Origin of the sequence: Nesterenkonia marinintestina, from assembly GCF_025420485.1 — a bacterium.
In the GTDB taxonomy this organism is placed as follows: domain Bacteria; phylum Actinomycetota; class Actinomycetes; order Actinomycetales; family Micrococcaceae; genus Nesterenkonia; species Nesterenkonia marinintestina.
Genome location: NZ_JAOEFD010000001.1, coordinates 348,865 through 360,997, shown reverse-complemented (window position 1 = coordinate 360,997; position 12,133 = coordinate 348,865). Strand labels below are relative to the sequence as shown.

Here is a 12,133-nt window from a genome sequence, read left to right as displayed (position 1 = left end):
CCGCCCGCCGCGCGGCCTCGGAGCTCGGGGGCCGCGTGGAAGAATGGTCGACACTCCGTCGGCGCCTCGCCCGGAGCCGCTCGCATCCGCCTGAGGAAGGGAACCCCAGTGTCCGACCGTCTCGTTCCGCCCGCCCTGCGATTCTTGGTTCCGACGGCGCTCGCCGCGCTCGTGCTGACGTCCTGCGGGGAGGGCGCCGGGGGTGATGACCGGGGTACTGAGGAGGACCCGTATTCGATCGGCATCGCACAGCCTGTGGAGCACCCGTCGCTCGACGCCGCACGGGAGGGGTTCCGGCAGGCCTTCGAGGAGGCGGAGGTCGATGTCGAGTGGACCGAGCGCAACGCTCAGGGCGACGCCGCCACCGAGACCACGGTGGCCGGGCAGCTGGCCGAAGGGGGCCACGATCTGGTGGCCACGATCGCGACCTCGCAGTCGCAGCAGATCGTCACCGCGACGCAGGGCGAAGACCTTCCTGTGGTGTTCTTGGCCGTCACCGAGCCTGAGGAGGCCGGGCTCGTCGACTCCTGGGAGGAGCCGGGTGAGAACGTCACCGGGCTCTCCGATCTGAATCCGGTGGAGGAGCAGCTCGGGCTGATCACCGAGGCGGATCCCGACGTGGAGTCGATCGGTGTCCTCTACGCCTCGGGTGAGGTGAACTCGGAGGTCCAGGTGGAGATGGCGCGCGAAGCCGCCGAGGAGCTCGACGTGGAGATCGAGACCTCGACCATCACCAACTCCGCGGAAGTCCAGCAGGGAGTGGAGTCGCTCTCCGGGGTCGACGCGATCTGGATCCCCACGGACAATGTGGTCGTCTCCGGCCTCGAGTCGGTGATCAGCTTCGGGCGCGATCAGCAGATCCCGGTCTTCTCCGCCGACGGAGATTCGGTGGCTCGGGGGACCATCGGCTCCTACGCTGTGGACTATGAGGCCTTGGGGCGCCAGGCCGGAGAGATGGCGCTGCGCATCCTGCAGGACGACGAGGACCCGGGACAGACACCGGTGGAGACGCTCGACGACATCCAGCTGTACCTCAATCCGGACGCGGCGGAGCAGATGGGCTTGGAGGTGCCCCAGGAGCTGATGGACTCCGCCGACGTCGTCGTCGGCGAGGACGTCGAACCGGAGGATCCGGAGGAGGCGGACGACTGACCCGGCTGAGACGGGGGTCACCCCTCCGTGATTATGCGCGGTCGGAGTTCTGTGGCTAAGATGGACTCCGTTGTTCGTCGGCCAGGCCGACGGGAAACGCCCGCGCGAGTGGCGGAATAGGTAGACGCGCTGGCTTCAGGTGCCAGTGCCTTCACGGGCGTGGGGGTTCAAGTCCCCCCTCGCGCACAGCTGTCCTGCCTGAGGACCTCAGAAGCACCCCGGACCACGGTCCGGGGTGCTTCTTTCTCTCCGTCCGATCTCTGCCGGGACGTCCGGGGCCGTGTCAGCCCCCTCGTTCAGACCTCAGACGAGGTGTTCCCATCACGCGACAGAACTGCACGTCGGATCTTTCCAGACGCAGTCTTGGGGAGGTCGTCGACGAATCGGATCTCGCGCGGACACTTGTAGCGGGAGAGACGTTCGCGCGCGAACGCGTCCAGCTCCTGAGCCTCCACCTGAGCGCTGGTGACGATGAAGGCGACTATCTCCTGACCGAGTCGCACATCGGGGACACCGATCACAGCCGCTTCGGCGACGGATGGATGACTGGTCAGGACGACCTCCACCTCTGCCGGATAGACGTTGTACCCGCCACGGATGATCAGCTCACTTCGGCGACCGGACAGGAACAGGTATCCGTCGGAGTCCACGTGACCGAGGTCGCCGGTCCGGAGCCAGTCCCCGTCGAAGGCGGCGGCCGTCGCTTCGGGGTCGCCCCGGTATCCGCTGAAGACGGTGAGACCCCGCACCTGCACCTCACCGATGTCGGAGGCTCCCTTCGGGACCGCACGACCGTCGTCGTCGACGACGCGGATCTGGGTTCCCCAGGTCGCCGTCCCGACCGACCCCAGACGCCGAGTGCCGCGATCCCGGTTGACGCATATCGACGAGGTCGTCTCGGAGGCGCCGTAGCCTTCCAGCAGGGTGGCCGCAGGGAACAGCTCCTCCGTCCCTGCCACGTGCTGCACGTCCAGCGGTGCGCCGCCCGATGTGATTCGGCGCAGAGAGGAGAGGTCGCGGTCCGGCGGGTCGGCAGAGATGAGCTCGGCGATCATCGTCGGCACGAATGAGGTGCGGGTGACGGAATGCTCCTCGATCAGTCGGAACACGTCGTCCGGGGAGAATCGACGCAGTGTGACGAGCGGGAGGCCTTGGGCCACCGAGGTGTTCATAAGTCCGGTCATGCCGAAGACGTGGAAGAGGGGGATGCAGGCCAGCGTGACATCCGCCTCGCGCACATCCGCGTCCCTGGTGACATGCGTGCAGCTGCTGAGGAGATTTCCGTGAGTGAGCTCCGCGGCCTTCGGCGCCCCTGTCGTGCCGGAGGTGAAGATGATGGCCGCGGTACTGTCCAGAGGCCGCATCACGGGCAGGCGATGCTCGGACGAGGCAGGTTTCGCGGAAGCCTCGTCGAAGGACCTGATGCGTCGGGTCGGTGGGTCTGCCGGTCCCGCGACGAACATGGTGGGGAGGCGTCCCTGAGGGTCGGCTCGGAGGACCGTCTCGAGGTTCTCGGATTCGGTGACCATCGATCGGAGTTCGGCCGACTTCATGATGTGTGAGATCTCGCGGGACACTGCCAACGGGTTCACCGGTACGACGACCGATCCTGCTCTGAGGATCCCGTAGTACGCGATGACGAATGCAGCTCCGTTCGCCATCTGTAGGCCGACGGCGTCTCCCGGGCGAATCCCGTCGGACTGCAGGGAGTCGGCGAAGGCGTCTGCGCGCCTGTCCAACTCGGAGAAGGTCCACGCCCGCCCGTCGTCCAATACGGCGGGTCTCTCGGGGTGTCTCGCCGCAGATTCGGTCAGCACCATTGCGAGATTGAACACCGAGCCGCTCCTCTGCACGTCGAAGGGACCGACCGGTCCGCACGGGCCGCCGTCGGTACGCAGTGATGGTCAGCGTCGCAGGGGCGGATGTCCAGAGGCAACAGGCGTGGTCGACGGCAGTCGGCCATTGTGCAGGTGATGTCGGATTATTGCGTTGGAGGTATCAAAGGCCCGGAGGGCTGGTGCTGTGAATGTATGACCGGTTGACTGACTCCCATCCGAACCTGTGATGCGGCTCACGTTCGGAGTCAGCACAGGAGAGTTCTGATGATGGAGGCGACGATGACCCTGCCCTGCAGCCGGCGATCATTCCTGGCCGGCGTCGGTTCGGTGGCGGCGGCCGGTCTGCTGGCTGGGTGCGGTCAGCCGTCTGTGCGGTCGGATGGGCTCCCGGAGCAGATGGTGTGGTCGACGTACGGGGTGGGGACCGGCACCTACAACGACCTGGCGGCTGTGGCCAATGCCATGACCCAACAGTCCGGTGTGCAGGTTCGGCTGATGACCAGCGACACTGGAATAGGAAGACTGGCTCCCGTCATGAGTCAGACGGCCCAGTACGCGAGGGCAGGTGACGAGTACTTCTATGCATTCGAGGGTGATGATGAGTTCGCCTCTGGACAGTGGGGACCCCAGCCGATCCGTCAGATCTTCGCCCCTCCCGGCAACTATGGGGTGCTCGTCCTCGAAGACAGCGGAATCGAGACGGTCGAGGATCTGGAGGGACGACGGTATCCCCGACTCGTCGCCAGCACGTCCATGAACCGCAAGCTCGAAGCGATCCTCAACTATGGAGGGCTGACGTCTGACGACGTCGACCTCGTCGACATCAGCTACGCCGAACAGATCGATGCACTGAGATCGGGGCAGCTCGATGCGCTCTATCAGAACGTCGTAGGGGCGAACATCGAGGAGCTCGCAAGTCAGTATCCTGTCCGCTGGCTCGACCTCGGCGGCGACGACGAGTCCCGCTACGAGACCTGGGAGACGCTGGCCCCGATGGTCAGACCCGGTTCGTTCACCGACGGCGCAGGTCTGGACGAGGGTGAGTCCGTGGTCAACATGCAGTACTCGATCCCTCTCACGACTCTCGAAGAGCGCTCCGCCGATGAGGTGCTCACGCTTCTCGAGCACATCGATGAGAACTACGGGAGCTTCAAGGACGCGACCCCTGATGCGCACAACTTCCATCGGGACGAAGTGCTCATGACACCTATGGTCGTGCCATTCCACGAAGGCGCCGTGCGGTTCTTCGAACGTGCGGACCGGTGGTCGGAGAGCCTCCAGGCGCGTCAGGATGCTCTGCTGGAGCGTGAGCAGCTGATGAGATCAGCCTGGCCGGACTTCTGGGATGATCATGCGACCGACGACGACGTCGCCCGACAGTGGTATTCGTGGAAGCAGGACAATCTGCCCGACCTGCCCGAAGTAGACGACGATGATGACGGATCGAATGGTGGGGAGAGCGACCGATGAGTACCACGCCCCTGACCGACGGACTGCGGCCCGACGCTCCCGACGGCACCGACACGTCCGACACCGTCCCGGACCAGTCTCTGATGGCGGAGGAGTCGGAGAATCCCAGGCTCACGATGTTCTGGCGATGGGCGGTGATCGGTCTCACGCTGCTGGGACTGCTCCTGACGATGAATCAGGTCTTCTTCTGGAACCTCTTCGGCATCGCACTGCTGACGAACACGTTCCTCTATCTGCTCATCATGCTCTTCATCCCGATCCTCTTCATCGTGATGCCGGCCAGACGATCTGCGACAGCGGCGACAGGAGGCGTGCGGAGAGGCCTCCCCTGGTACGACGTGGTGCTCATCGTTCTGTTCGTGTCGTGTGCCGCGTACTTCGCCTTCCACGGCGTCGACATCCACGAGTACGGTTGGGCCTTCGTCGCTCCGACCTTCGCCACAGTCGTGAGCTTCGTCCTCTGGGGCCTCATCATCGAGGTGCTGCGCCGCGGTGCGGGCTGGATCGTCGCAGTGCTGGCCTTCCTGGTGTCGATCTATCCTGTGACCGCCGGACAGCTGCCCGTCGGATTCCTCGAGGGTATCCAGTACGACGTCGCCACGCTGGCCCAGGTGCATGCCATGGGCAACGAGTCGATCCTGGGTCTGCCCCTGCAGACCGCAGGAAGCATCCTCGTCGGCTTCCTCCTCTTCGGCGTCGTGCTCCAGCACACGGGTGGAGCCCAATTCTTCCATGAACTCTCGACCGCCCTGTTCGGACGGTTTCGTGGGGGGTCGGCCAAGGTCTCCGTGGCGAGCTCGGCCACTATGGGCATGATGAGCGGATCGGCGGTCTCCAATGTCCTGACGACCGGTCCGATGACCATTCCAGCCATGATCAAGAGCGGCTTCAGCCGAAAGACGGCCGGGGCGGTTGAAGCGACGGCCTCGTCCGGGGGTTCGATCACCCCACCGATCATGGGGACGGCCGCGTTCCTCATGGTGTCATTCGTCGGTGTCTCCTACACCGAGATTCTGATCGCGGCCACAATTCCTGCCATCCTGTACTTCCTGGGGATCTTCATCCAGATCGACGGCTACGCCGCGATGAGAGGGCTCAGGGGGTCGCCACGGGACCTGCTGCCCCGGGTCGGCTCTGCACTCCTCGCCGGTTGGCCCTATCTCAGCTGCTTGGTCCTTCTGACTCTCATGCTCTTCACCACGGGGAATGAGTCTCAGGTGCCGTTCTGGGTGGTCGCGGTCCTCCTCGTCATCGCTCTGGTCCGACCGAGCGTCAGATTCGGACCGAAGGAATGGACCGAGATGACCCTCGACGTGGGAAAGACCCTGGCTCAGATCATCGGCATCATCGCCGGTGTCGGCCTGATTCTGGGAGGCTTGTCTGCGACCGGCGTCGCGCTCTCCCTGTCTCGCGATCTCGTCGCCCTGGTCGGGGAGAACGTGGTGCTGATGCTCATCGCCGGAGCGTTCGCCTGCTTCGTCCTCGGCATGGGACTCACCATCTCGGCGGCCTACGTCTTCCTTGCGATCGTGATGGCTCCAGCCGTGATCGAGCTCGGGGTCGATCCCATCGCCGCGCACCTGTTCGTCATCTATTGGGCCTCCGTCTCCTACATCACGCCTCCCGTCGGACTGGCCGCGTTCGCAGCCGCCGGGATCTCCAAGGCGCCGGCGATGGCGACATGTGTTGAGGCCATGCGTCTTGGGCTGGTCAAGTACGTCGTCCCGTTCGGGTTCGCGCTCAATCCCGCCCTGGTGGCTCAGGCGCCTGCGGGGGAGGTCCTCGTCAACGGTCTGGCGAGCATCGTGGCGGTCTTCGCCCTCGCCTGTGCGTTCAGCGGGTGGTTGAGCCTGGCCGAGGTGCGCCTGACGCTTGTCCTCCGGGTTCCGTTGGCCGTGGGCGGATTCGTCATGTTCCTCCCCAGCACCACGTGGACGCTGATCGGTCTGGGCGTCGTCCTCGCGACGGCCGCGATCAGTCTCTTCCGCGGACGCACCGCGGCCCAGGCTGCCGACACATCATCGTGACAGTCGACGGACTATCGAGAGGAGCGACCCATGACCGGAATCGCTGACGCGGACGTGCAGCAGTCTGAGGACCCGGTCCTCACAGCGAACCGAGACGGCATCGTGGTGGTGACGATCAACCGCCCGCAGGTTCACAACGCCATGAATGCGGAGGTGCTCTCACGTCTGGCAGAGCTGTTGGACGCATTCGAGCACGATGACTCAGTCCGGCTCCTGATCTTCACGGGAGCCGGGAGCAAGGCTTTCGTCGCCGGTGCGGACATCCGGGAGCTGGAGCGCCGTCGACCCGTCGACGGGCTCACGGCGAGGATGCAGAGGCTGTATTCGAGGATCGAGGCCTTCCCGAAGCCGACGATCGCGGCCGTCAACGGCTATGCGTTCGGGGGCGGATGTGAACTTGCTCTGGCGTGTGACGTGCGGATCGCTTCGACGGACGCGGTCTTCGGGCTGCTGGAGACCGGGCTCGGAATCATTCCCGCTGCAGGGGGTACACAGCGGCTCGCCCGCATGGTCGGAATCGGTCGTGCGACCGACATGATCCTCACGGGGAGGCGGGTCTCCGGTGAGGAGGCCCTCACCTATGGGCTGGTCACCGAAATCGTGTCCTCCGACGACCTGATCACAGCGGCCGAGTCCGCAGCGACTCGGATCCTGGCGAAGGGGCCCCTGGCCGTGAAGCTCGCGTCCGAAGTCATCAGACGCGGGTTCGACGTCGACCAGGAGACGGGCCTGCTGCTGGAGCGGTTGGCTCAGTCGGTGATCTACAGCACCGACGAGAAGTCTGAGGGGACGAGCGCGTTCCTGGAGGGGCGACGAGCAGACTTCCTGTCCGTCCACCATGACCGTTCGGGGGAGTGAGTTGCCATGACATCGACAGGTCGGAAACACGCTGAAGAACATCGTTCAGGGCCGGCAGGAGAAGTGCGAGAGATCGCTGTCGTGGGAGCCGGAGTCATGGGCTCTCAGATCGCCATGGTGTGTGCGCTGGCCGGATACAGCACCTCGCTCGTCGACCTGTCGGACGAGCTGCTGGACGGCGCCCGAGATGCCTTGCAGTCACGGATGGATCGAGACGTCTCCCGAGGCCGGAGAGCTCGTGATGATGTTGATCGGGCCATGGAGCGGCTGCGACTCTCGACGGACCGCGCGACCGCGGTGTCGGAGTGCGACTTCGTCATCGAAGCGGCGGCGGAGTCGTTGGAGGTGAAGCGGCGGATCTTCGAGGACCTCGATCGGGAGACGCCCCGGAGGACGATCCTGGCGACCAATTCGTCGAACATCGTCTCGTCGCAGCTCGCAGACAGCACGACCCGACCCGATCGGGTGCTGAACCTGCACTTCTTCAATCCTGCTCTGGTGATGGAGTGTGTCGAAGTGGTGCCGCATGACGGCACTGCGGAGACCGTCGTCGATACGTCGATGGAGCTGGTGCGGTCATTGGGCAAGTCGGGGGTGCGGCTCCGCCGAGAGATCCCAGGATTCGTCGCGAACCGAATCCTCGGGGCGATCCGTCGAGAAGCACTCGAACTCCACGACGCCGGGGTCGCCGACGTGGAGGACATCGACAGGGCGGCTCGCACCGCCCTCCGGCATCCTATGGGCCCGTTCGAACTGATGGACCTCGTCGGCATCGACGTCGTACATTTGATCCGTCTCGCCGAGTTCGAACAGACCGGCGATGAAGGCGCCCTGCCGCACCCGGCCGTCCGACGACTCTATGAGGCCGGTCATTTCGGCCGGAAGACCGGGCGAGGGTGGTACACCTACGACGATTCCTGAATGCGGGGGTCCGGCAGCAGGGCCTTCGCCGCCTCGGTGACGTTCCGGAGTGCGATGCTCGGATCGTCCCGTCGCCAGATCATGCGCACTTCGAGCGGCTCCTGGGGGTCCGCGACCGGCCGGAAGACGACTCCGGGAGTGGTGACGTTGTCTCGGACGGAGTCCAATGTCAGCGCGCAGCCCATCTCAGCGGCGACGAGGATGACCAGGGTCCACGAGTCCGGCGCAGTCTGGGTGATCTTCGGAACGAATCCGGCACCCCGGGTGAGGGTGGTCAGCCTGTTGTACAGGGCGGAGCCGAATCCCCCGGGAAGCGTGATCCAGTTCTCGTGGGCGAGGTCGGAGACGCGCACCTCTGGCTGGTCGGCCAGGGGATGGCGAGCCGGCAGAACGACCAGGGTAGTTTCGAGCGCGATGACGTGTGACTCGAGCGTGGCGGGGATGAAGTCCCACCGACCGAACGCGAGGTCCAGTGTGCCGTCCAAGACACGGTCGAGTCCTGCAGGTGAGAACTGTGATCCGTGGAACTCGAGCAGCACTCGGGGGTGCGTCCGACGCAGCGTTCGGGCCAGCTGTCCGATCGTCCGATTGATCGAAGCGCCGGCGAATCCGATGTGCACGGTGCCGGTCTCACCGTTCATGGCACTCGATACGGCCTCCTGCGCTTCGCGTGACACGGCGACCAGGCGCCTAGCAGGATCGACGAGGGCCGAACCGGCCGGCGTCATCTCTACGCTCCTCGTGCTGCGGTCGAAGAGCCTCGTGCGCAGCTTCCTCTCCAGCTGGCGGATGAGCCGGCTCAATGGGGGCTGCGCCATATTGAGACGCGCGGCCGCACGCCCGAAGTGCAGCTCATCGGCCACCATGAGGAAGGCTTCCGCCTCGCGGACCTCCATGGAACTCCCTACTGACTGTGTCGATCTCGTCATCAATATACATCTGATTAGGTATTGGACAGGGCATAATTCAGGTGGTTATGTGATCTGTGTCAACCCACAGGTCAGCACCGGAGGGCTGGAGATGTCAGACGCCGAGCCGCCTCAGACGACGAACGGTGGTGACGGACCGCTCGCGGGTCTCGTCATCGCGGATTTCACACGTGTGCTCGCTGGGCCCTACGCCACCATGCTGTTGGCAGACATGGGAGCGACCGTCATCAAGGTGGAAGCCCCGAGCGGTGATGACTCGAGGCAGTGGGTGCCTCCGCACAGGGACGGTGTGAGCACCTATTACCTCTCCTGCAATCGGAACAAGCAGTCGATAGTGCTCGACCTGAAGGACGATGCCGATCGTGCGGCCGCGTACGACATCATCGACTGCTCTGACGTGCTGGTCGAGAACTTCAAGCCTGGGGGACTGGCCCGCTTCGGTCTGGACCGATCGTCGACGGAGACCCGATGGCCGGAACTGATCCATGTCTCGATCACCGGGTTCGGCACCCAGGGCGGGCACGATATGCCGGGGTATGACCTGCTCGCACAGGCCATGTCCGGGCTCATGGTGGTGACCGGGTCCTCCGAGGGGCCCCCGCAGCGCGCGGGTGTCGCGATGTTCGACGTCATCACGGGCCTGCACGCCGCGGTCGGAATCCTCGGGGCCCTGATAGAACGCCGAGCATCGGGACTCGGTCAGGGTGTTGAGCTCAATCTTCTGACGTCTGCGCTCTCAGGTCTGGTCAACCAGAGCACGGGCTATGCGGCCTGCGGAAACGTGCCGATGCGGCTGGGGAACGACCACCCGAGCCTGTTCCCCTACGGGCCGTTCGCCGCATCGGACCGCGAGATCGTGATCTGCTGCGGAAACGACGGGCAGTTCCGACGGCTCGCACAGGTGATCGACCGGTCATGGCTCGGAGCGGACCCGAGGTTCCGAACGATGGCCGACCGGAATGCCCACAGGGACTTCCTGAGGCGAGAGATGACGGAGGCCCTGACTCGAGGGACTGCACAGGAATGGTTCCGCCGCCTCCAGGCGGAGGGCATCCCCTGTGCACCGATCCTCGGAGTCGACGAAGGCGTCGACTTCGCTGACAGCATCGGACTCAATCCAGTCGTCCAGGTGGGACGTGGCGAGGAGGAGGTCCCCCTCATCCGTCACCCGGTGGAGTTCAGTCGGACGCCCGTCCACTATGACAAGGCTCCCCCCGCACTCGATCAGGACAGGGAGGACGTCCTCCGTTGGATCGGGCAGCAGAAGATGGGGATCTCGTGACGACATCGCCCGAATTCACCTGTGGTCTCCAGGTCCGATGGTCTGACCAGGACCTCAACGGACACGTCAACAACGCGCGTCTGATGACCCTGATCGAGGAGGTCCGCCTGCGAGCCATGGTGGCCTGGGGCGCAGAGCCTCCGGGGCCCTCGGGGCCACGGGTGGTCCGCGCCCTGGACGTGACCTTCGACCGGGAGGTGCACTTCGGCGAGGACGTCCTCGGGCGCGCGTGGATCACCTCCATCGGTCGCACCTCCTTCACCGTCAGGCACGAACTGCTCCAAGGAGGAGTTCTTTGCCTGCGCTCGGATGCCGTCATCGTCAACCTCTCTGCCGATGACGGTCGTCCCACACCTATGACGGACTCCCTGAGAGCGGTCCTCGAGGCCCATGCCGTTCCTGCCCCGAACTCCGACGCTGACACACCAGAAGGTGGAGAACACTCATGACATCGGTCATCGAACATCCCGACTACTTCCTTCTAGACAGTGACCTGGACGACGACGTCCGACGCCTCCGCGATCGGGTCCGCGAGTTCGGCCTGACCGAGGTCGAGCCCATCATCAATTCCTACTGGGAACGAGCCGAGTTTCCGGATCCCGTGCTGCCCGGCCTCGGCAACCTCGGCATCATCGGGGGCTTCATCGAGGGCTACGGCTGCCCGGGCCTGTCGCGTCAGGCGGCGGGCATCGCAGCACGTGAGATGGGGCGGATCGACGGGTCCATCAACACATTCGTCGGAGTCCATTCGAGCCTGTGCATGGGGAGCATCTACATGCTGGGGGACGAGGACCAGCGGAGTCGCTGGCTGCCCGCATTGGCGGCCCTGGAGAAGACGGGGGCGTTCGGCCTCACCGAACCTGATCACGGCTCAGACTCGGTCTCCTTGGAGACGTCGGCCCGCAGAGTGGGCGACTCGTGGATCCTGCGCGGCCGCAAGCGGTGGATCGGCAACGGCCATGCCGCCGACGTCATCGTCGTCTTCGCACGCGACGAGGCCGACTCCCAGGTCAAGGCCTTCGTGGTCGAGAAGGAGGACGACGGCACGTACCCCGACGGATTCCGCCCGGAGATCATCCGCGGCAAGATGGCCAAACGGTCCATCCATCAGGCGGACATCGTCATCGAGGACGTGCGGCTTCCCCTGGAGAACAGACTCGCCGGGTGTGAGAGCTTCGCCGGCGTCAACAAGGTGCTGTCGGCCACGCGCGGAGGAGCATCCTGGGAGGCGGTCGGTCATGGCATGGCGGCGTTCGAGCTGGCGTCCCGCTACGCCTCGGAGCGGGAGCAGTTCGGCGCCCCCATCGCCTCCTACCAGCTGGTCCAGGAGCGCCTCGCCGGCATGCTCTCCGACCTGACCTCCATGCAGCTGCTGTGCACCCGTATGGCCGAACTGCAGGAGCGCGGCGAATTCACCACCGCCATGGCATCACTGGTGAAGATGACGACCTCCCGGAAGGCGCTGTCGATGTGCCGGACGGCGCGCGACATCATGGCCGGCAACGGCCTGCTGCTGGAGAACCATGTGGCGAGGCATCTCACCGACATGGAGGTCGTCTCGACCTACGAAGGGACCGATTCGATGCAGGCGCTCATCGTGGGGCGCGACATCACCGGGATCTCCTCCTTCACGCGCACCGCTCGGTAGGGATCCCC

At 65.0% G+C, this 12,133-nt stretch carries 10 protein-coding genes and 1 tRNA gene; 9 read left to right on the top strand and 2 right to left on the bottom strand.

Annotation, left to right across the window (positions count from 1 at the left end; translation table 11 throughout):
* The first annotated feature begins 108 nt into the window (after nt 1-108).
* Both N7E59_RS01555 and N7E59_RS01550 read left to right on the top strand, forming a co-directional pair.
* A complete protein-coding gene (locus tag N7E59_RS01555) occupies nt 109-1,152 on the top strand; it encodes an ABC transporter substrate-binding protein (RefSeq protein ID WP_261623139.1) in 1,044 nt (347 codons plus the stop codon).
* 102 nt (nt 1,153-1,254) lie between these two features.
* A tRNA-Leu gene (locus tag N7E59_RS01550) sits at nt 1,255-1,338 on the top strand.
* A 110-nt stretch (nt 1,339-1,448) separates the two neighbouring features.
* Here N7E59_RS01550 and N7E59_RS01545 read toward each other — a convergent pair.
* The gene (locus N7E59_RS01545; protein WP_261623138.1) at nt 1,449-2,987 is read right to left on the bottom strand and encodes a class I adenylate-forming enzyme family protein; all 1,539 of its coding nucleotides are present in this window, start codon (nt 2,985-2,987) and stop codon (nt 1,449-1,451) included.
* A gap of 267 nt (nt 2,988-3,254) precedes the next feature.
* On the opposite strand from N7E59_RS01545, the gene N7E59_RS01540 reads away from it, so the two are divergent.
* Genes N7E59_RS01540 through N7E59_RS01525 form a run of 4 tightly spaced genes read left to right on the top strand, consistent with a single transcriptional unit; the run spans nt 3,255 to nt 8,266 of the window.
* Nucleotides 3,255-4,460, top strand: coding sequence for a TAXI family TRAP transporter solute-binding subunit (locus N7E59_RS01540; protein ID WP_315942970.1), 1,206 nt, complete (start codon nt 3,255-3,257; stop codon nt 4,458-4,460).
* Nucleotides 4,457-6,487, top strand: a complete 2,031-nt coding sequence (locus N7E59_RS01535) for a TRAP transporter permease (RefSeq protein ID WP_261623137.1) — start codon at nt 4,457-4,459, stop codon at nt 6,485-6,487. Before N7E59_RS01540 ends, N7E59_RS01535 begins: the two co-directional genes overlap by 4 nt.
* Before the next feature lie 30 nt (nt 6,488-6,517).
* Nucleotides 6,518-7,345 carry an enoyl-CoA hydratase/isomerase family protein gene (locus N7E59_RS01530; RefSeq protein ID WP_261623136.1) on the top strand — a complete coding sequence of 276 codons (828 nt, stop codon included), beginning with the start codon at nt 6,518-6,520 and terminating at the stop codon, nt 7,343-7,345.
* Between the two features lie 6 nt (nt 7,346-7,351).
* Nucleotides 7,352-8,266 (top strand): 3-hydroxyacyl-CoA dehydrogenase family protein, encoded by a 915-nt coding sequence (locus N7E59_RS01525; protein WP_261623135.1) that lies wholly within the window; start codon nt 7,352-7,354, stop codon nt 8,264-8,266.
* Here the strand turns inward: N7E59_RS01525 and N7E59_RS01520 are convergent.
* Nucleotides 8,251-9,162, bottom strand: coding sequence for a LysR family transcriptional regulator (locus N7E59_RS01520; protein ID WP_261623134.1), 912 nt, complete (start codon nt 9,160-9,162; stop codon nt 8,251-8,253). The two genes, N7E59_RS01525 and N7E59_RS01520, sit on opposite strands and share 16 nt — an antisense overlap.
* Before the next feature lie 124 nt (nt 9,163-9,286).
* Between N7E59_RS01520 and N7E59_RS01515 the strand changes: the two genes are divergently transcribed.
* The 3 genes from N7E59_RS01515 to N7E59_RS01505 are packed head-to-tail and all read left to right on the top strand — an operon-like array spanning nt 9,287 to nt 12,125.
* Nucleotides 9,287-10,477 (top strand): CaiB/BaiF CoA transferase family protein, encoded by a 1,191-nt coding sequence (locus N7E59_RS01515; protein ID WP_261623133.1) that lies wholly within the window; start codon nt 9,287-9,289, stop codon nt 10,475-10,477.
* Entirely contained in the window at nt 10,474-10,926 is a 453-nt protein-coding gene (locus N7E59_RS01510; protein WP_261623132.1) for an acyl-CoA thioesterase, read from the top strand. The genes N7E59_RS01515 and N7E59_RS01510 overlap by 4 nt, the downstream gene beginning before the upstream one ends.
* Nucleotides 10,923-12,125, top strand: a complete 1,203-nt coding sequence (locus N7E59_RS01505) for an acyl-CoA dehydrogenase family protein (RefSeq protein WP_261623131.1) — start codon at nt 10,923-10,925, stop codon at nt 12,123-12,125. The genes N7E59_RS01510 and N7E59_RS01505 overlap by 4 nt, the downstream gene beginning before the upstream one ends.
* The last annotated feature ends 8 nt before the right edge of the window (nt 12,126-12,133 follow it).